General features: G+C 64.1%; 18 protein-coding genes and 1 tRNA gene. 10 read left to right on the plus strand and 9 right to left on the minus strand.

Translation table 11 applies throughout. The features are described from left to right. Positions 1-6: 6 nt before the first annotated feature. The 5 genes from LB565_RS23975 (at position 7) to LB565_RS23995 (ending at position 4328) form a co-directional block, all read left to right on the plus strand. On the plus strand, positions 7-216 hold the full coding sequence (locus LB565_RS23975; protein WP_224588392.1) for a hypothetical protein: 210 nt from the start codon (positions 7-9) through the stop codon (positions 214-216). Between the two features lie 13 nt (positions 217-229). After that, positions 230-802 (plus strand): sigma-70 family RNA polymerase sigma factor, encoded by a 573-nt coding sequence (locus tag LB565_RS23980; RefSeq protein ID WP_224588393.1) that lies wholly within the window; start codon positions 230-232, stop codon positions 800-802. Beyond that, a complete protein-coding gene (locus LB565_RS23985) occupies positions 789-1706 on the plus strand; it encodes an anti-sigma factor family protein (RefSeq protein WP_224588394.1) in 918 nt (305 codons plus the stop codon). Before LB565_RS23980 ends, LB565_RS23985 begins: the two co-directional genes overlap by 14 nt. A 192-nt stretch (positions 1707-1898) precedes the next feature. Continuing rightward, positions 1899-2789 carry an adenylate/guanylate cyclase domain-containing protein gene (locus LB565_RS23990; protein ID WP_224588395.1) on the plus strand — a complete coding sequence of 297 codons (891 nt, stop codon included), beginning with the start codon at positions 1899-1901 and terminating at the stop codon, positions 2787-2789. 132 nt (positions 2790-2921) lie between these two features. Then, positions 2922-4328 (plus strand): NAD(P)-dependent oxidoreductase, encoded by a 1407-nt coding sequence (locus tag LB565_RS23995; protein ID WP_224588396.1) that lies wholly within the window; start codon positions 2922-2924, stop codon positions 4326-4328. A gap of 42 nt (positions 4329-4370) precedes the next feature. Here the strand turns inward: LB565_RS23995 and LB565_RS24000 are convergent. Continuing rightward, positions 4371-4447 (minus strand) — tRNA-Arg (locus LB565_RS24000). A gap of 138 nt (positions 4448-4585) precedes the next feature. Then, positions 4586-5749: a M20 aminoacylase family protein gene (locus tag LB565_RS24005; protein ID WP_224588397.1), complete on the minus strand. Its 1164-nt coding sequence runs from the start codon at positions 5747-5749 to the stop codon at positions 4586-4588. Between the two features lie 219 nt (positions 5750-5968). On the opposite strand from LB565_RS24005, the gene LB565_RS24010 reads away from it, so the two are divergent. Together LB565_RS24010 and LB565_RS24015 are read left to right on the plus strand one after the other, a co-directional pair. Further along, positions 5969-7138 (plus strand): D-alanyl-D-alanine carboxypeptidase family protein, encoded by a 1170-nt coding sequence (locus tag LB565_RS24010; protein ID WP_224588398.1) that lies wholly within the window; start codon positions 5969-5971, stop codon positions 7136-7138. 8 nt (positions 7139-7146) lie between these two features. Beyond that, positions 7147-8247 (plus strand): CobW family GTP-binding protein, encoded by a 1101-nt coding sequence (locus LB565_RS24015; RefSeq protein ID WP_224588399.1) that lies wholly within the window; start codon positions 7147-7149, stop codon positions 8245-8247. 18 nt (positions 8248-8265) lie between these two features. Here the strand turns inward: LB565_RS24015 and LB565_RS24020 are convergent, their stop codons facing one another. The 5 genes from LB565_RS24020 to LB565_RS24040 form a co-directional block, all read right to left on the minus strand. Beyond that, complete coding sequence (locus tag LB565_RS24020) at positions 8266-8517, minus strand: sulfurtransferase TusA family protein (protein WP_224510543.1); 252 nt, start codon at positions 8515-8517, stop codon at positions 8266-8268. A gap of 75 nt (positions 8518-8592) precedes the next feature. Then, positions 8593-9882 carry a murein L,D-transpeptidase family protein gene (locus LB565_RS24025; protein ID WP_224588400.1) on the minus strand — a complete coding sequence of 430 codons (1290 nt, stop codon included), beginning with the start codon at positions 9880-9882 and terminating at the stop codon, positions 8593-8595. 221 nt (positions 9883-10103) lie between these two features. Then, positions 10104-11054, minus strand: a complete 951-nt coding sequence (locus LB565_RS24030) for an acetyl-CoA carboxylase carboxyltransferase subunit alpha (RefSeq protein ID WP_224588401.1) — start codon at positions 11052-11054, stop codon at positions 10104-10106. 101 nt (positions 11055-11155) lie between these two features. Next, positions 11156-12070 (minus strand): site-specific tyrosine recombinase XerD, encoded by a 915-nt coding sequence (locus LB565_RS24035; protein WP_224588402.1) that lies wholly within the window; start codon positions 12068-12070, stop codon positions 11156-11158. Positions 12071-12080: 10 nt separating this feature from the next. Further along, on the minus strand, positions 12081-12233 hold the full coding sequence (locus LB565_RS24040) for a hypothetical protein (protein WP_042643428.1): 153 nt from the start codon (positions 12231-12233) through the stop codon (positions 12081-12083). 189 nt (positions 12234-12422) lie between these two features. On the opposite strand from LB565_RS24040, the gene LB565_RS24045 reads away from it, so the two are divergent. From LB565_RS24045 to LB565_RS24055, 3 genes are read left to right on the plus strand one after another with little or no spacing between them, the layout of a single operon-like run. Beyond that, entirely contained in the window at positions 12423-13040 is a 618-nt protein-coding gene (locus tag LB565_RS24045) for a shikimate kinase (RefSeq protein ID WP_224510536.1), read from the plus strand. Then, a complete protein-coding gene (gene aroB, locus LB565_RS24050) occupies positions 13037-14182 on the plus strand; it encodes a 3-dehydroquinate synthase (protein WP_224588403.1) in 1146 nt (381 codons plus the stop codon). The genes LB565_RS24045 and aroB overlap by 4 nt, the downstream gene beginning before the upstream one ends. Further along, entirely contained in the window at positions 14179-15072 is an 894-nt protein-coding gene (locus LB565_RS24055) for a transporter associated domain-containing protein (protein ID WP_224588404.1), read from the plus strand. Before aroB ends, LB565_RS24055 begins: the two co-directional genes overlap by 4 nt. Positions 15073-15223: 151 nt before the next feature. Here LB565_RS24055 and LB565_RS24060 read toward each other — a convergent pair whose 3' ends face one another. Then, a complete protein-coding gene (locus LB565_RS24060) occupies positions 15224-16771 on the minus strand; it encodes a SpoVR family protein (protein ID WP_224588405.1) in 1548 nt (515 codons plus the stop codon). Positions 16772-16799: 28 nt separating this feature from the next. Beyond that, the gene (locus LB565_RS24065) at positions 16800-18110 is read right to left on the minus strand and encodes a YeaH/YhbH family protein (RefSeq protein WP_224588406.1); all 1311 of its coding nucleotides are present in this window, start codon (positions 18108-18110) and stop codon (positions 16800-16802) included. Between the last annotated feature and the right edge of the window lie 7 nt (positions 18111-18117).

An 18117-nucleotide genomic window follows, 5' to 3' on the forward strand; every position in this document is an offset into this window, starting at 1 on the left:
TGATCCGTGCCGACCGCAATTATCGAGATCCACGACCGTGACGGCGAGCATCTCATTGCAGCCAGCGATGCGCCGTCCTCTTCCGAGGCGCGCCTTGCTTCCGAGACACTTGACTCCGGTGACACCAATGCCTTCTCCTCCCTCGAAGCAGGCGCCATCGCCTGCGGTCGCGATCTTCACCCGCGCGAGCAGGGACAGATCGTCGCCTCCCGCTGAGGGCGGCAGACCCATGGCGGGAGCGCCCGGCGGCGGAACGGTGTTGAGCGAAAAGATGCTGGCAGCGCGTTTTGCCGAAGTGGTGCTGCCGCATCTTGGCGATGCGCTGTCGCTCGCCCGCTGGCTGACCGGCAATCAAGCCGATGCCGAGGATGTCGTGCAGGAGGCCTGTCTCAAGGCGCATGCGGGCATTGCCGGGTTCGCTGGGGGAAACCCCCGCGCGTGGCTGCTCACCATCGTGCGCAACGCCTCCTACACATGGATGGCGAAGAACCGCCCGCGCAGCGTGGTCGCCGTCGGCGACCTCGCCGATCTCGACGACGTGTCGCCGCCGCCCGATTCCGATGCCGACAGCCCGGAGGCGGCGCTGATCGCCAAGGCGAATTCGGCGGCGGTGGAAGCTGCGATTGCCAAGCTGCCGCAAGCCTTCCGCGAAACGCTGGTGCTGCGCGACATAAACGGTCTCAGCTACCGCGAGATCGCCGCGATGCTCGGCGTGCCGCAAGGCACGGTGATGTCGCGGCTGGCGCGAGCCCGCGGCCTCTTGATGACGGAACTTGGAGGGCGCCACCATGAGCCCGCATGAAAATCGCCCGCGTGAGGACGGATTGCCGCAAGACCCGCAGGATATGAAGCTGATGATCCACGCCCTTGTCGATGGCGAGCTCGATGCCGCGGCCGCTTTGGCGGTCGAGCGGCGCATGGCCGCCGATCCGGCGCTGGCCGCCGAACATGCGTGCCTCGTGGCGTTGCGCGGCGCTGTCGCCAGCGTGCCGCGCCCGACCGTCAGCGACGATTTCCTGGCCCGCATTGCGGCCATCGCCGAGGTGAAAGACGCCGAGGACGCTGCCGAGCCCATGGCCGCGAAGGCGGAGCCGCTGCCGTCCGCGCAATCGCGAGGCCAAGTCATCGCGATGCAGCCGCGTGCGGCACGCTGGTTCGACTCCTTCGACTGGCGCCAGATGGCGGCCTCGATCGTGCTGACGGCATTTCTCGCCAGCGGCGCGACGCAGTGGCTGGCGACGGCGGACAATGGGTCCGACAGCTTCGCCGTGGCCGTCGCCAACGGCCACCGCCGCAGCCTGCTCGCGGCGACGCCGGTCGACATCGTCTCGTCCGACCGCCACACGGTGAAGCCGTGGCTCGACGGCCGCATCGGCGTGTCGCCGCCGGCGCCCGACATGGCCAAGGACGGCTACGCGCTGCTCGGCGGCCGCGTCGAGGTGATCGGCGATAGGCCGATGCCGGCGCTGGTCTACCGCCATCACGAGCATCTGATCACGCTGGTGGCCGCACCCCGACAGAACGAGGCCAAATCGGTGCCGGTGGCGGACGATCTGTCGGCAGGTGGCTTCCTTCTGGTCCACTGGACCGACGATGCCTTCTCCTACTGGGCAATCTCGGATGCCGAACGTCCGGCGCTGGACGATTTCGTCGCCCGCTTCCGGGCCGCCATCATCGCCAATCCGGCGGCCGGCAGCCCGGGTTAGGGAAATGAAACTTCTTTCGCCGCTATTTCAGAGCCCGATAACCCGTTTGGCGGGATGAGCGAAGGCAGACGCCTGTCCGTGCGAGATAATCGGGCCAAAGCACTTGCCCGGCGGCCCCCGGCGGCACGTAGATAAGTCAAAGTCGACTTTGGTATGTTATACACGCTTCGTTCTCGGGGCGGACACGAGTCGATGGATCAGGAAAGACTTCTAGCCGCGGTCCTCTTGGCTGATGTCGTGGGCAGCACGCCGCTCTATGAGCGCATCGGCGACGATGCCGCTCTGCGGCAGGTTTCGGATTGCCTCGACGCGATACGCGAGATCGTCGCCCAACACGGTGGTGACTTCATCTACTCGAAGGGCGATGACGTGCTCAGCCTGTTCGAGAGGCCGGAGGCGGCGCTGAGGGCCGTCTGCCAAATCAGCAGCCACCTGATGAAAGGGCCGTTGAGCGCCCGTATCGGATTGCATTTCGGAGCGGTCATTCGCGCGCGGGGCGCCCTATTCGGCGATGTTGTCAATGTCACCGCAAGGTTGTCCACCACGGCCAACCCCGGGGAGGTCCTGATCAGCCAGAGCTTCTTCGAAGCCCTTTCCGCGGACAGCCGCAGCACCTTGCGGCTCCTCGACAAAATGGCCTTCAAGGGAAAGCAAGAACTCTTCGATGTATATACCCTGAGGAGCGACGATGGGGCCCTCAGCACGCACATCGCCAACCGAGGCACCTTTGTCGATAGGCGCTCCGCCGCGCCGCCGCAGATCAATCTGATCATCCGCTATGAAGATCAGTCGCGATCCTGCCGAAACAACGAATTCGTGACGATCGGCCGATCTCCGGAATGCGACATCGTCGTCCAGCGGCCCTGGGTCTCAAGGCACCACGCGACCTTCACCATTTCGAATGGCAAGGCGCGCCTTGTCGAGCGAAGCTCGTCGGGCACATTTGTGTCGATGGGACCCGGCCATGAAGTATTCGTACGCCGCGAAGATATTCTTCTCTTCGGCTCCGGCGTCATCTCGCCTGGACGCAGATCGTCCCTCGGCGACGCCCAGATCCTTCACTACGAAATTATCTCAGGCTGACCTCGCTGGCGCCGACAAACTTTAACTTCCTTACGGCGATCTCTCGCTTGCGACCCGGATATGCCGCTTCGCGTCGGTCTATCGGACAATGGATTGGAGTAGCTGGAGACAACTGCAGGGAAACGACGCTCCATGACATCAGCCAATATTCTGATCTGCGATTTTGTCGGCCTCCGCTTTGGCGCGGACGGCAATCCCGACCACAGCGAGGTCAAGGCCTACATCGAAGCCAAAGGTGGCGTGTTCCACCAGACAGGCATCGCCAAGGCCGGCGCTCTCTACCCCGGCAAGCTGCATTTCTTCTACCTGCCGCAATTGAGCACGCGCGAGGAATTGTTGGCCGAGGCCGGCGACGGCCGCTACGACGCCGTCATCGCCGCCGCGACATTCATTCCGGCCGAGACCAGGTTCCGCCTTGGCGGCGTGCGCATCGGCGCCGGCACCGGCAATATGGGGTCGGCATCGTGGGGCGGGGGCAGCGGAGAAGGCGGCGAAGCGCCTCTCATGAACACGCCGGGCATCAACAGCCGCGCCACCGCGCAAATGGCCATGAAGGCGCTGCTGAAAGTCAGGCCGGATCTTCCCGTGGACAGGCTCAACGCCCTGGTCGCCGGTGGGCAGTTCGATACGGGAAAAGATCTGCGGCACTACCCGACCGAAAAACTCGAAGGCAAAAGACTGGCGGTGATCGGCTATGGCAATATCGGCCGGGAGTTCGCCAGGCTTGGGCAGGCCTTCGGCATGCGGGTCTGCATCCATGCGCGGCCACGCCACCAGAAATGGATCGAGCTGGAAGGCTTCGACTACGCCGCAACCATGGAAGACGCGGCGCGCGGCGCGGACGCGCTTTCGGTCCACCTTGGCCTCGGTGCTTTCGATGCCGGCAAGCAACGATACGCCAACGCCGGACTGATCGGAGATGAGGTCCTCTCCCTCCTCAACCACGGCGCCGTGCTTATCAACTACGATCGCGGCGAACTGGTCGACGTGGCGGCACTGGAGCGCGCGCTGGCATCAGGGCGCGTTTCCCATGCGGCGATCGACGCGGACCTGTTCAAGGACGGCGGCACAGTTTCGGGGCCGATGCTGCCTTATCTCAGACTGGTCGAAGCCTATGGCCAGCGGCTGGAACTTCTCCCCCATGCCGCGGCCGACACGGACCATCCCTCTCGTGTCGCGGGCGCCAAGCAGGCCGTCGATCAGATCCACGCCGCCATCACCGAGCATCGCGTCCACAATCTGAAAGGATCGCTGCCTCCGGGCTTTGTCGACATGGGAGCGAAAGTCCCGCCCGGCATCGGCGGCATCACACCTCGGCACTTGGTGGCGCTAGCCGCCGATCAGGCCGTGGCCGCCGATCTCGCCCGGTCGAGCGCTGTCGTCGCCGCTTTCTGGGAACGCGTCCTGGCTGCGTCCGAGCAGGAACGACCGGCACTGATCGCTTCCGGAGGCGAAGCACTCGCCGAGGCCGCGAACCACCTCTCCACACTTTTGCGCAGGCACCATCTTTCGGGGCCGTTCACTTCAGGATCACCTTGACGCCCACGATGCGGCGACCTGCTCGCCAACCATTGAAAAACTTGGTGATCCCGACAGGAATCGAACCTGTGACCTACAGATTAGGAATCTGCCGCTCTATCCTACTGAGCTACGGGACCACGCGGCCCGACACATAAACGCTTCGGGCCGGTTCGCCAAGGGGCATGCTGACCTCCCCCTTGGGCTGCAACTCATCCCGGCAGGCCAAGCCGGCCAAGCCGTATCGCGGGATGCTCACCGCCTTCGCCTCAAGGCGCTTAGGCAGCCAGCGCGGTTTCGGCCAGCTTCACCCAATAGCTCATGCCGTGCGGGATGACCTCGTCGTTGAAGTCGTAGGCCGGGTGATGCAGGCCGGCGGAGTCGCCATTGCCTATGAAGATGAAGGCGCCGGGGCGGGCCTCCAGCATATAGGAGAAGTCCTCGCCGCCCATCACCGGCTGGATGGCGCGGTGGACATGGCTGTCGCCGGCGATATCGGCTGCGACATCGCCGGCAAAGGCGGTTTCCTCGGCATGGTTGAAGGTGACGGGGTAATTGGCGTCGTAGTCGACCTCGATGGTGGCGCCGAAGGCCGCGGCGAGGCCGGCGCAGAGCGCGCGGATGCGCTCTTCCGATTTCTTGGCCACTTCCTTCTTCAGCGTGCGCACGGTGCCGGCGATCTCGGCGCTTTCGGGAATGACATTATAGGCGTCGCCGGCGTGGAACTTCGTCACCGACACCACCACGGCCTCGACCGGATCGGTGCTGCGCGAGGCGATGGTCTGCAGCGCGCCGACCAACTGGCTGGCGATGACGATCGGATCGATCGTGCCGTGCGGCATCGCCGCATGGCCGCCGCGGCCCTTGACGGTGACGGTGAATTCGGCCGTCGCGGCCATGATCGGGCCGGGCTTGATGGCGAACTGGCCGACCGGCAGGCCCGGCATATTGTGCATGCCGAACACCTTCTCGATGCCGAAGCGCTCCATCATGCCGTCCTTGACCATCTCGTTGCCGCCGCCGCCGCCTTCCTCGGCCGGCTGGAAGATCACCGCCACGCTGCCGGCGAAATTGCGCGTTTCGGCAAGATATTTGGCCGCACCCAAGAGCATCGCGGTATGGCCGTCATGACCGCAGGCATGCATCTTGCCGCGCACCGTCGAGGCCCATGGCTTGCCGGTGATCTCGTCGATCGGCAGCGCGTCCATGTCGGCGCGCAGCCCTATCGTCGTGCCATCGCCCTTGCGGCCGCGGATGATGCCGACGACGCCGGTCTTGCCCAGCCCCGTCACCACCTCGTCGCAGCCGAAGGCCTTCAGCTTCTCGGTGACGAAGGCGGCGGTCTGGAACACGTCGAAATTCAGCTCCGGTGTCTGGTGCAGATGCCGTCGCCAGCCGGCGACTTCTTCCTGCATTTGCGCGGCGCGGTTCAGAATCGGCATGATCGGTCCATCTCTTGGTTGATTGGCGGCAGTCGGTCAGAGCCGCTGCTCAGCAATTATGATTGTCTTGAACTTTGCCATTTTGGCGTCACATAGGGTAAATAGCACCGCAACAATGCGGTCCGGGTCGAGGGCCGGGCCGCATTTATGCTGGCGATGGGTAACGAAATCTTACGGACCCAGCCGCGATTACGGCAAGAGGCGATTTCGGATTTGATCATGCGGCGAAGGCATTTCCTCAACCTATTACTGGGAGGCGCGCTTGCGTTGCCGGTGTTTGCCGGCGCGGCCCGGGCCAATCCGATCGTGCTTTTCGACTTGAAGAGCGGCTCAATTTTGGAGCACCAGGACGCATTCAAGCGCTGGTATCCGGCCTCGCTCAGCAAGCTGATGACGGCCTATGTCGCCTTCCGCGCGATCCAGGCCGGCGAGGTGGCGCTCGATTCGCCGATCAAGGTGACGAAGCATTCGGCCGGCGAGCCGGCGAGCAAAATGGGCTTCAAGCCCGGCTCGGTGATGCGGCTCGACAACGCGCTGAAGATGATGCTGGTCAAGTCGGCCAACGACATCGCCATGGCCGTGGGCGAGAATATCGGCGGATCGCAGGCCGCCTTTGCCGACCGCATGAACGCCGAGGCGGCCAGGCTCGGCATGGTCGGCACGCATTTCGTCAACCCGAACGGGCTCTATTCGCCGGAGCAGTATACGACCGCGCGCGACCTTGCCGTGCTGGTGACGGCGTTGCGCAATGATTTTCCGCAATATTCCCCGTGGTTCTCGATCGAAGGCCTTGCCGTCGGCAAGAAGGCGATCCCGAATTACAATCTCCTGATCGGCCGCTATCCGGGCGCCGACGGCATGAAGACCGGCTTCGTCTGCCCGTCCGGCTTCAACATGATCGGCTCGGCGACGCGCAACGGGCGCACACTGGTGGCCGTGGTGCTCGGCGAAAAATCGGCGATCAGCCGCGCCGAAGCGGCGGCAAAGCTGCTCGATCAGGGTTTTGAGATGCCGACGGCCACTTCGACCACGCTTGCAGCGCTCAAGCCCTATGGCGACACGCTGTCGCCCAACGATATGCATGACGAGATCTGCGCGAAAAAACCGAAGGACGAGCAATCGGAGGCGGCCCCCGAGGTTGCCGCCAAGGATAAGCCGAAATCGCCCTACCAGGTGAAGCTCGGCCATCCCACGCTCGTTTCCGTCGGTCTCGGCGGCGCCACGGGGCCGGCGCCCAAGGCGTTCGTCGACCAGGCCGATCAGAATTATGCCGGTGTGCCGCTGCCGAGCTGGCGGCCCGACAGACCGGCGCCGGCCGGCGCCGAGCCGCTGGCGACCGGAACGGCCGCCGCCGCGGCACAGGGCGACCAACCCGCCAAGGCCAACTGAGCCGCGTCATGGACAGCAGTTTTCCCATTCCCGTATCCGTGCTCACCGGTTTTCTCGGCGCCGGCAAGACGACGCTGCTCAATCGGCTGCTCAAGGATCCGGCGCTTGCCGACACGGCGGTGATCATCAACGAGTTCGGCGAGGTGGCGATCGACCATCTGCTGGTCGAGCAGGCTTCCGACGGGATCATCCAGCTTTCCGACGGCTGCCTGTGCTGCACGGTGCGCGGCGACCTGGTCGACACGCTCGCCGATCTCGTCGACCGGCTGCAGACCGGCCGTATCGCGAAACTGGCGCGCGTCGTCGTCGAGACGACGGGTCTGGCCGATCCGGCGCCGGTGCTGCAGTCGATCATGGCGCATCCCGCGCTGGTGCACGCCTTCCGGCTCGACGGCGTCATCACGCTGGTCGACGCTGTCAATGGCGAGACAACGCTCGATACCCATGTCGAGGCGGTGAAGCAGGCGGCGGTGGCGGACCGCATCGTGCTGACCAAGACCGACCTGGCCGACGCGGCCGAGGTCGAGGCGTTGCGGGCAAGGCTGAAGCAGGTCAATCCGGGCGCCGTCCTGCTCGACGTCGCCGATGCCGGCGCTGCGGCGCTGTTCAATTGCGGCCTCTATAATCCTGAAACCAAGTCCGCCGACGTGCGGCGCTGGCTCGGTGAAGAGGCGGCGCATGATCATGATCATCATCACCATGACGGCGACCACGATCACCACCATCATGAGCATCGCCACGATACGCGCGTGCGCACGCACTCGCTCGTCCATGACGGCCCGGTGCCGTTCTCGGCGATTGAAATGTTCCTCGACCTTCTGCGCTCGACGCATGGCGAGAAACTCCTGCGCATGAAGGGCGTCATCGAGCTTGCGGAGGATCCGTCGCGGCCGCTGGTCATTCACGGCGTACAGAAAATCCTGCATCCGCCGGCAAGGCTGCCGGCCTGGCCCGACGGCCAGCGCGGCACCAGACTGGTGCTGATCACGCTCGACATGCCTCAGGACTATATCCGTCGGCTGTTCGCGGCCTTCACCAACAGGCCGTCGATCGATACGCCGGATCGTGCCGCGCTCGAAGCCAATCCGCTGGCAATAGCCGGGCTATAGGCCGAAAACGGCGCCGGCTCAGGCCGCGCTGCCGCGCTCGACGAGAAAGCGGTGGCCGCCAGTGACTGCGGCCGTTTCGACCAATTGGTGGCCGGCATCGGCGCAGAAGGCCGGGATGTCGATCACGGCCAGCGGATCGGTGGTCTCGAGCCACAGCCTGGCGCCCGGCCGCATCGCGGCCAGCCGCTTGCGGGCTTTCAGCACCGGCAACGGACAATTCAGTCCCTTGAGATCGTAGATGGCGGGCGGCTTTGCCCTCTGTTCATGCATGTCGTAATTCCAAAACCGCCTTACGTCCTCGGGTCAATGCCCGACGGCATGCTTTTGGGCGACATGCATGAAGTCTCAGCCGCCGAACATGCCAAGCAGCTTCTTCTTCAGCTTGGACACGGTGCCCTGGTCGGCGTCGGCAGCCTGCTGCGTTTCCTGGGCGGGCACTGCCTCGACGCCTGCGGTGACGACCGGCTGCTGCGCCGCCTGCTTGGCGGCTTCCTTCTCGGCCAGCGCCTGCTGCTTGGCCGCTTCCTTGGCGGCCTTGGCCGCCTCGATCGCGGCCAGGCGCTGCTCTTCGGCCTTGCGCTTGGCTTCCTTCTCCGCGTCGGCTGCTGCCATCTTGCGGCCGAGCGGGGAATCGATGCGGCCCATGCGCGTCGTTTCCGTCACCGAGCCGTCGGCGTTCATCGACGGCGGGTCGATCGGCACGCGCTCGCCGCGGGCGCGGCGCTTCGACCAGTCGGAAACGATGCTCGCTTCCTTGATGCCGGCAATCGTCGGCTTCGGCGGCGGCGTGCTGGAATTGACGGCTGCTTTGAAGGCCGCGTCGTAACGCTTCTCGTAGTCGGCGTAGGCCGTTTTCAACGAGTCAGGCTGCATGGTCGCGGGGCAGGGGCCGGTCGGGTTGAAGGTCGTGCCTTCCGGCGCGACCTGGTTGAAGACGTAGCGCTTCTCGCAGACGTCGACCTTCGGCGGCACCTTGGTGATCTCGAAATTGTCGTAGCCGACCTTCAGCATCTTCCAGAATTCGTAATTCGGGTCGTTGCGGTAGCGCGCCATGTTGGCGGCGGTCATGCGGAATGGAAAGGCCTGGATCTGGAACTCGGTCTGGCCGCCCTGGAAGGCGTCGCGGCCGAAGGCATAGATCTGTTCGATCTGCGCGTCTGTCATCGAATAGCAGCCGGACGACGAGCAGGCGCCGTGCACCATCAGGTTCTGGCCGGTGCGGCCATTAGCGCGGTCATAGGCGTTGGGGAAGCCGATGTTGAAGGACAGATGGTAATTCGAGCGCGGATTCATCTGCGACGGACGCACCGTGTAGAAGCCTTCCGGCGCCTGGCGGTCGCCCTCGGTGTATTTGGGGCCGAGCTTTCCCGACCATTTGCAGATGTCGTAGGTGGCGACGAGATCGTAGCGGCCATTGGTCTTGGCCTTCCAGATCTCCAGCTTGCCTTCTTCCTTGAAGATGCGCGCCATCACCGAGGAGGTGCGCACCATGCCCTTGGCCTTCATATCGGCCAGGATCTTGTCGGGCAGCGGCTTGTTGGCCTCCGGCGCGAAATCCTTCATCGACGAATCATTGCAGCCGGCGACGCCGATGGCGGCGATCAGGACTCCGGTGCGGGCAAGCTTGGCAAACATCGATACGGCTACGTCTCTTCTCTCGGGCCAACGGCTCTCGGCATGGCCGGGGCCGCAGGCTGAACACCAGTGGACCGTAAGCCCGTTAACCTTGAAAATTCCTTACCGCAAGCCTTGGCAAACCCCTCGCGGCGATTTCCATTGAGCCGAATCCGGCGGCATTTTTGTGGCGGAATTGCTTATTCCGGCCACAGTTGAACGTCTTGCCGGGACTTGAGAGGTCAGAGGCTGCGGCCCATCGCCAGGTATTTCTCGCGGCGCTGCTCGCGGAAATCGGTGTTGGCGCCGGCAAAATCCTTCATCGTCCGAGCGATGAGGTCGCCGGCGGACGCAATCACCGTCTCCGGCGCGCGCTGGGCGCCGCCGATCGGCTCGGGAATGATGGCGTCGATGATCTTCATCTCGAGAAGATCCTGCGCGGTGATCTTCATGTTGGTCGCAGCGTCCTTGGAACGCGTGGTGTCGCGCCACAGGATCGACGCCGCGCCCTCGGGCGAGATCACCGAATAGATGGCGTGTTCCAGCATGTAGACGCGGTTGGCGGTGGCGATCGCGATGGCGCCGCCGGAGCCGCCTTCGCCGATAACCACGGAGATCGAAGGCACTTTCAGCGAAAGGCAGGCCGAGGTCGAACGCGCGATCGCTTCGGCCTGGCCGCGCTCCTCGGCGCCGACGCCGGGATAGGCGCCGGCAGTGTCGACCAGGGTCAAAAGCGGGATCTGGAAGCGGTCGGCCAATTCCATCAGGCGCACCGCCTTGCGGTAGCCTTCCGGCCGGACCGAGCCGAAATTGTGCTTGATGCGGCTTGCGGTATCCGAACCCTTTTCCTGGCCGATGACCGCTACCGGCTCGCCGCGAAAACGCGCGAAGCCGCCGACGATCGCCTGGTCGTCGCCGAAATTGCGGTCGCCGGCCAAAGGCGTGAAATCGGTGAACAGCCCTTTGATGTAGTCGACGCAATGCGGGCGGTCGGGATGGCGCGCCACCTGCACCTTCTGCCAGGGCGTGAGCGCCTTGTAGAGGTCGCGCAACGCGTCGCGCGAGCGCTTTTCCAGCCTGCTGATCTCTTCGCCGACATCGACGGCCTCGCCGTTCTCGGCAAGCTTCTTCAGCTCAAGGATCTTGAGCTCCAGATCCTGCACCGGCTTTTCGAAGTCGAGGTAGTTGTACATGCTTGGGCGGACCGGTCCGTCGGAAGGCAAAATGGCTGGCGGAACCGCTGAAATGCCGGCTCCGGGCGGTGGAACGTCGCCCTCACATAGCGATATGAGGCCTAGTCGGCAAGCGGGTGATGATCGTTGACCAGCCGCACCAGCCGCTCCTCCAGCACATGGGTGTAGATCTGCGTGGTCGAGATGTCGGCATGACCAAGAAGTTGCTGAACGGCTCTGAGATCGGCGCCGTTCTGCAGGAGATGGCTCGCAAAAGCATGGCGAAGCACATGCGGCGAGATCTTCGCCGACGCTATGCCGGACCGCGCGGCCAAACCCTTGAGATCGCGGGCGAAAACCTGCCGGGAGAGATGGCCGCTATCGGAGGAGGCCGGAAACAGGAAGGGGCTCTCGGCAAAGGCCGGCCGTTTGGCCCTCGCGGCAAGCCAGGCGCGCATGGCGGCGCGCGCCTTGGCCGACAGCGGCACCATGCGTTCCTTGTCGCCCTTGCCGCGCACCATGAAGAAGCGGTCGTCGCGCAGCGCCACCGTGACCGGCAGGCCGACCAGCTCCGATACGCGCAGGCCGGTGGCGTAGAGAACCTCGACCAGCGCGTGCAGGCGCAGCGCCGCCAACCTGTCGCCGTCCGGTCCGGCTTCGGCCGCTTCCTGCGCCGCGCGGTCGAGCAGGCGCCCGGTTTCGGCCTCGCTCATCGTCTTCGGCAGCGGCCGGCCCTTGCGCGGGCTGTCCAGCGTGCCCGTCGGGTCGTCGCCGCGCAGACCTTCGGCATAGAGGAATTTGAAGAACTGGCGGATCGCCGACAATTTGCGCGCCTGCGAGGTCGGCGCGAAGCCCCGCGCGGCGATGTCGTCGAGATAGGCGCGGATGTCGGCCGGCCCCGCGCCGGCAAGCCCGCCTTTGATCGCCTCGGAAGCATCCTCCAGATCGCGGCGGTAGGACGAAAGCGTGTTTTCGGCCGCGCCCCGCTCGGCGCTCATCATTTCGAGGAAGGCTTCGATGCGGGCGGCGCTGTTCATCGGGCCGGGATCAATTCTTCTTCGGATTGAGCTTCTCGGCCGGAATTCGGATGCTCATTTCGGCCTTTTTCGGCTCCACGAACATGGCTAGGGCGAACATCGCGCCATAGGCAATGCCTGCAAGAACCGCCAGCGTCACGACGAAGCGAAACAAAGTCGGCATTCAAATTTCGCCCGTCTTCTTGTTCTGCGTTTCCAAAGCCCTGTGCCCTTATGGGACGCCAATCCAGGCAATTCAAGGACGAAGGATTTCGGGCGACAGAGGTTTTGCCGGAAAAGCTTTGAAACCGTTCGTCCGCCTGCGCTTGACGCAAACAGGCTTTTGATGTCGATACGGCGCAAAGAGGCCCCGATGAACGCTCTGCCAAATCCGACGGACGAAGGCTGCGCCGCGCTGATCGAAGCGCTCGGCAGCCGTTCGATCGTCTTCGTCGGGCTGATGGGCGCCGGCAAGACGGCGATCGGCCGCAAGGTGGCGACGATGCTTTCGCTGCCCTTCATGGATAGCGACCAGGAGATCGAAAGCGTCTCGCGCATGACGGTGCCGGAGCTGTTCGAGCGCTATGGCGAGCCGGAATTCCGGGCGCTGGAGCAGCGCGTGATCCTGCGCTTGCTGGAGAACGGCCCGCAAGTGCTGTCGACCGGCGGCGGCGCCTTCATGAACGCGCAGACGCGCGAGGCGATTTCCGCGCATGGCGTATCGGTCTGGCTGAAGGCCGATCTGGACCTGTTGATGGAGCGCGTCTCCAAGAAGCAGAACCGGCCGCTGCTGAAAAATCCCGATCCGCGCGGCGTGCTGGAGCGCCTGATGGGCGAGCGCTATCCGGTGTACGCGACCGCCGATCTGACCGTGCCGACGCGCGACGACCGCAAGGAGATCATCGCCGGCGAAGTCGTCGCGGCGCTCTGCGCCCAACTCGGTGTGGCCACCATCGCGACGGGCGCTCCAACTGACGAGGTGCAGCCGTGAGCCATGCCGAGCCGGTGAAGGTCGAGGTCGGGCTCGGCGATCGCGCCTATGACATATTGATCGGCGCCGGGTTGCTGGCGCGCTCCGGCGAAGAGATCGCGCGCCGCCTTCCCGGCACCCGCGCGGCCATCGTCACCGACGAGAACGTCGCTGCTGCGCATCTCGACACGCTCAAGGCGGGGCTGCAGAAAGGCGCCATCCAGTCCGCCGTCATCACGCTGCCGGCGGGCGAAAAGACCAAGAGTTTCACCCATCTCGAGGAGGTGGTCGACGGCGTGCTTGCGGCAAAGCTTGAACGCCGCGACGTGGTGATCGCGCTCGGCGGCGGCGTCATCGGCGACCTTGCCGGCTTTGCGTCGGGCATCGTGCGGCGCGGGATGAATTTCGTGCAGGTACCGACCTCGCTGCTGGCGCAGGTCGATTCCTCCGTCGGCGGCAAGACGGGCATCAACAGCGCGCGCGGCAAGAACCTCGTCGGCGTCTTCCACCAGCCCAGGCTGGTGCTTGCTGATACCCAAGTGCTCGACACGCTGCCGATCCGCGAGTTCCGTGCCGGCTATGCCGAGCTCGCCAAATACGGGCTGATCGATCGCCCGGCCTTCTTCGCCTGGCTGGAACAGAACTGGCGGGACGTGTTCGCCGGCGGTCCGGCGCGGGTCGAGGCGATCGCCGAGGCCTGCCGCGCCAAGGCCGATGTCGTCGCCCGCGACGAGTTCGAGACCGGCGACCGCGCGCTGCTCAATCTCGGCCACACATTCGGCCACGCGCTGGAAGCAGCCACGCAATATGACGGCGCGCGCCTGGTCCATGGCGAGGGCGTCGCCATCGGCATGGCGCTGGCGCATCGTTTTTCAGCGCGGCTCAACCTGGCGAGCCCGGACGACGCGGAGCGCGTCGAAGCGCATCTGCGCGCCGTCGGCCTGCCCTGGCGGATGGCCGATATTCCGGGCGACCTGCCGGATGCCGAGGCGCTGCTCGGCTTCATCACCCAGGACAAGAAGGTCTCGCGCGGCGCGCTGACCTTCATCCTGACGCGCGGCATCGGCCAGTCGTTCATCGCCAAGGACGTGCCGTCCTCGGAAGTGCTCTCCTTCCTCAAATTGAGCCATCCCGAACGGCTCAAGATGAGCCATCCCAGATGACCGGCGCCGGCTGGATCGTCGCCGCCGTCCTTGCCGTCATCGTGCTTTCGGCGCTTCTGTTCCGCGCCCGGTTGCTTGCCGCTTTCGGCTACGCGCTGCGGCCGCTCGAGCCGCATCGGACCGAGCGCAACGGCAAGGACGAAGACAGCGACGATGCCCGCCGCGACGGCGCGGCTGCCGGTGAAGAGCGCAATCGGCTTGAGGGTCTCTTCGACCTCGATGAACTCGAAGTGTCGGACATCATGGTCCACCGCACCAATATGCGCTCGGTCAATGCCGATAATGCGCCCGAGGCGGTGGTGCGCGAAATCCTGCAGAGCCCGCACACCCGCATGCCGCTGTGGAAGGGTTCGCTCGACAACATCGTCGGCGTGCTGCACGCGAAGGATCTGCTGAGAGCCCTCAACGAGGTCGGCAACGACTTTTCGCGGATCGACGTGATGAAGATCGCGGCGAAGCCGTGGTTCGTGCCGGACACCACGACATTGCAGGAACAGCTCAACGCCTTTCTGCGGCGCAAGGCGCATTTCGCCATCGTCGTCGACGAATATGGCGAGGTCGAAGGACTGGTGACGCTGGAAGACATCATCGAGGAAATCGTCGGCGAGATCGCCGACGAGCACGACATCGACATGCAGGGCGTGAAGAAGGAGGCCGACGGCTCGGTCGTTGTCGACGGCACGGTGCCGATCCGCGACTTGAACCGCGCGCTCGACTGGGATCTGCCCGACGAGGAGGCGACGACGATCGCCGGTCTCGTCATCCACGAGACGCAATCGATCCCTGAGGAGAAGCAGGCTTTTACGTTCCACGGCAAGCGCTTCGTCGTCATGAAACGCGACAAGAACCGCATTGCGAGGCTGAGGATACGTCCGGCCAACGAGGGCTAGGTGTGTTGAAAATCAGGTGATGCCGGCCTGCCAGAGCATGATCCCAAAAAGTGGGAACCGGTTTTCGGAGAAGATCATGCTCCAACAAAGAGTTGGATCAGGATGGCGATTCAATGAAACGTCATCCTGATCTGATGACGGCCTGCGAATCTTAGAGTTCCTTGGTCCAGCGCTCGGAGAGCATTGCGCCGGTTCCGCCGTCGATTGCGGCCAGGCTGACGTCGTAGCCCCAGAGGTTGCGGACATGTCGCAGCGTTGCATCGCGGCTTTCACCCTCGAGCATGACGCCGTCCTTCACCGTGTGCTGAAGCCGCAGGTGCCGATCGCCCAGAAGGTCGACGTCGACCACCTGGATGTCGGGGCGACTTGCCCCGATATCGTAGCTTTGCGCCAATGCCGACCGTATCTTGGCATAGCCACGCTCATTGTGGATCGAGGCGACTTCGTAATGCGGCTCGTCGGCGCCGTCGGCCAGCACGAACAGCCGCCATTTGCGGATCAGCGCCGGGCTCAGATACTGGCGGATGAAGGATTCGTCGCGGTGGTTGGCCCAGGCGTCTAGCAGGGTGTCGCGCCAGTCGCCGCGGCCGGCGATGTCGGGAAACCAGTCGCGGTCCTCGGCAGTCGGCGCGGTCGAGATGCGCTGGATGTCCTGCATCATGTCGAGACCCAGCGCATAGGGATTGATGCCGGAAAAGCGCGGGTCGTCATAGGCCGGCTGAAAGACCACATTCGAGTGGTTGCGCAAGATCTCGAGCATGGCGCCTTCGCTGATACGGCCACGGTCGAAAAGCGTGTTCATGAGCGTGTAATGCACGAAGGTGGCGCAGCCTTCGTTCATCACCTGGGTTTGCCGCTGCGGGTAAAAATATTGCGCGATGACCCGCACGATCCTGACGATCTCGCGCTGCCAGGGCTCGAGGATGAGGCTGTTCTTCTCGAGGAAATAGAGCAGGTTTTCCTCCGGCAGATGGAGCGATTTCTTGCGCTCGGCCGCATCCTCGTCAATGCCTGTTTTGGTCTCGCCGCTCTCTTGCGGAGGCGGCAGTGTTCGCCAGAGATCGTTGAAGGAACGCTCCTCGTATTCCAGGCGCTCGCGAAGCCCTTCGCGCTGCTGCTCGGACGACAGTCTCGGCGGCCGGTGATAGCGGAACACACCCTGCTCCATCAGCGCGTGGGCTGAGTCCAGGATCGCTTCCACGGCCGCCAGGCCATGCCGTTCCTCGCATCGGGCTATGTAGCTCTTGGCAAAATCCAGATAGCTCAAAATGCCGCCGGCATCGGTCCATTGCCGGAAGAGATGATTGTTCTTGAAAAAATGGTTGTGCCCAAGCGCGGCATGGGCGGTCACCAGGGCCTGCAGGGCCATGGTGTTCTCTTCCATGAGGTAGACGATGCAGGGATTGGAGTTGATGACCAGCTCATAGGCCAGACCGCGCGCGCCCTTGCGGTAAAGAAGCTCGTCGTAGAGGAAACGCTTGCCGAATGACCAATGCCGGTACATCAGCGGCATGCCGACCGAAGAATAGGCGTCGAGCATCTGCTCGGAAGAGATGACCTCCATCTGCACCGGATAGATGTCGAGTCGAAGCTCTTCGAGGCCGAGCGCTTCGATCTCGTCATAGACGCGGGACAGTTTCGCAAAATTCCAGTCAGACCCGGAAAACAACAGTTCGGATTTGCGCGCCTGGCTGACCATCGGCCTGTGTCCCTTCGACCCTCAGTCCTCAAGCGCTCTTGCGCAGATCAGGTTGCCTGGCGAAGAGCTCGCGGAAGACCGGGTAAATGTCGGCCGGCGCAGCGATGCGCCTCATCTGGAAGTTCGGCCATTTCCCGTCGACGGCGTTGTAGGCCCGCCAGAGCGACGTTCCGTTCTCGGTCGAGCCGAAAATATGGCTTTCCCGCTCGTCGATGATCTCCACATAGGCGAAATACTGGCAAAGCCGCATGAGCTTGCGGTCGAGCAGTTCTATGCAGCGCTCGGAATCGGTGGCGAAATTGTCGCCGTCGGAAGCCTGGGCGGCGTAGATGTTCCATTCGGCGACCGGATAGCGTTCTTCGATGATGCGGTGCATTTCCTCGAGCGCGGTTGAGACGACGGTGCCGCCGCTTTCGGTGTGGTAGAAGAATGTATGTTCGTCCACCTCCTTGGCTTCGTGGGTGTGGCGGATGAAGACGACTTCGGTGCGTTCGTAACGGCGCGTCAGGAAGAGATGCAGCAGCACGAAGAAGCGTTTGGCCAGATCCTTCTCGCGCTCTCCCATCGAGCCGGAAACGTCCATCAGGCAGAACATGACCGCGCTCGCATTGGGCACGGGCTGGGGATCGAAGCGATTGAAACGGATATCGACGGGATCGACATAGGCAATGCGCCTGCGCCGGCGCTCCAGCCGTTCAAACGCCTCGCGCAGGGCGGCGATGCTTTCACTTACCGCCGCGCTGGCCGGCTTCGCTTCCAACTCGGCGATCTGCTGGGCGATCGCATCGAGCTCCGCCTCTTTGGGGCGTCTCAGCGCGATGCGCCGCCCGTGGCTGTTGCGCATCGTGCGTCCGACATTGATGTTGGTCGGCGCTCCGCTTGCGCTGAAGCCCGCCCGTCTCGGCTTGAAGCTCAGTATCTGCTTGAGATTGAGCTTGACCAGATCCGGCAGTTCGAGGTCTTCGAAAAAAAGATCGAGCACTTCCTCGCGCGACAGCACAAAGCGAAAGTCGTCCTCGGATGCCGTGGTTCCCGGGGCCGATCCGTAGCCTCCGCCGCCGCCCGGCTTGGCGATAAGATCGCCGGGGCTGAACGTCCGGTTGCCGGGCAGGATATGCTGGCGCCGGCCGGTTTCCTTGTCGTTGCCGAAGGTCGGTTCGTTGATACCCTTGCGAGGCATCGGCACGGCGTGCTCGCGGTCGACGTCGGCGATGCGGCCTGTCCGGACGTGGTCGCGCACGCTGCGCTTGAGGTCTTCGCGCGCGCGCCTGAGGAAGCGCTGGCGATTGCCCAGGCTCTTGTCCTTCGGATTGAGGCGGCGGTCGATGAAGATCGGCATGGAACCG

Origin of the sequence: Mesorhizobium sp. CA14 (assembly GCF_020165195.1) — a bacterium.
Taxonomy (GTDB): domain Bacteria; phylum Pseudomonadota; class Alphaproteobacteria; order Rhizobiales; family Rhizobiaceae; genus Mesorhizobium.

Coding starts and splice junctions, on each gene's coding strand:
- LB565_RS24005 (WP_224588397.1), bottom strand. CDS start 5,749: ATGCCGATTCTGAACCGCGCCGCGCAAATGCAGGAAGAAGTCGCCGGC.
- LB565_RS23995 (WP_224588396.1), top strand. CDS start 2,922: ATGACATCAGCCAATATTCTGATCTGCGATTTTGTCGGCCTCCGCTTT.
- LB565_RS23980 (WP_224588393.1), top strand. CDS start 230: ATGGCGGGAGCGCCCGGCGGCGGAACGGTGTTGAGCGAAAAGATGCTG.
- LB565_RS24035 (WP_224588402.1), bottom strand. CDS start 12,070: ATGAACAGCGCCGCCCGCATCGAAGCCTTCCTCGAAATGATGAGCGCC.
- LB565_RS24025 (WP_224588400.1), bottom strand. CDS start 9,882: ATGTTTGCCAAGCTTGCCCGCACCGGAGTCCTGATCGCCGCCATCGGC.
- LB565_RS24010 (WP_224588398.1), top strand. CDS start 5,969: ATGCGGCGAAGGCATTTCCTCAACCTATTACTGGGAGGCGCGCTTGCG.
- LB565_RS23990 (WP_224588395.1), top strand. CDS start 1,899: ATGGATCAGGAAAGACTTCTAGCCGCGGTCCTCTTGGCTGATGTCGTG.
- LB565_RS24030 (WP_224588401.1), bottom strand. CDS start 11,054: ATGTACAACTACCTCGACTTCGAAAAGCCGGTGCAGGATCTGGAGCTC.
- LB565_RS24020 (WP_224510543.1), bottom strand. CDS start 8,517: ATGCATGAACAGAGGGCAAAGCCGCCCGCCATCTACGATCTCAAGGGA.
- LB565_RS24055 (WP_224588404.1), top strand. CDS start 14,179: ATGACCGGCGCCGGCTGGATCGTCGCCGCCGTCCTTGCCGTCATCGTG.
- LB565_RS24015 (WP_224588399.1), top strand. CDS start 7,147: ATGGACAGCAGTTTTCCCATTCCCGTATCCGTGCTCACCGGTTTTCTC.
- LB565_RS24065 (WP_224588406.1), bottom strand. CDS start 18,110: ATGCCGATCTTCATCGACCGCCGCCTCAATCCGAAGGACAAGAGCCTG.
- LB565_RS24045 (WP_224510536.1), top strand. CDS start 12,423: ATGAACGCTCTGCCAAATCCGACGGACGAAGGCTGCGCCGCGCTGATC.
- LB565_RS24040 (WP_042643428.1), bottom strand. CDS start 12,233: ATGCCGACTTTGTTTCGCTTCGTCGTGACGCTGGCGGTTCTTGCAGGC.
- LB565_RS24060 (WP_224588405.1), bottom strand. CDS start 16,771: ATGGTCAGCCAGGCGCGCAAATCCGAACTGTTGTTTTCCGGGTCTGAC.
- LB565_RS23985 (WP_224588394.1), top strand. CDS start 789: ATGAGCCCGCATGAAAATCGCCCGCGTGAGGACGGATTGCCGCAAGAC.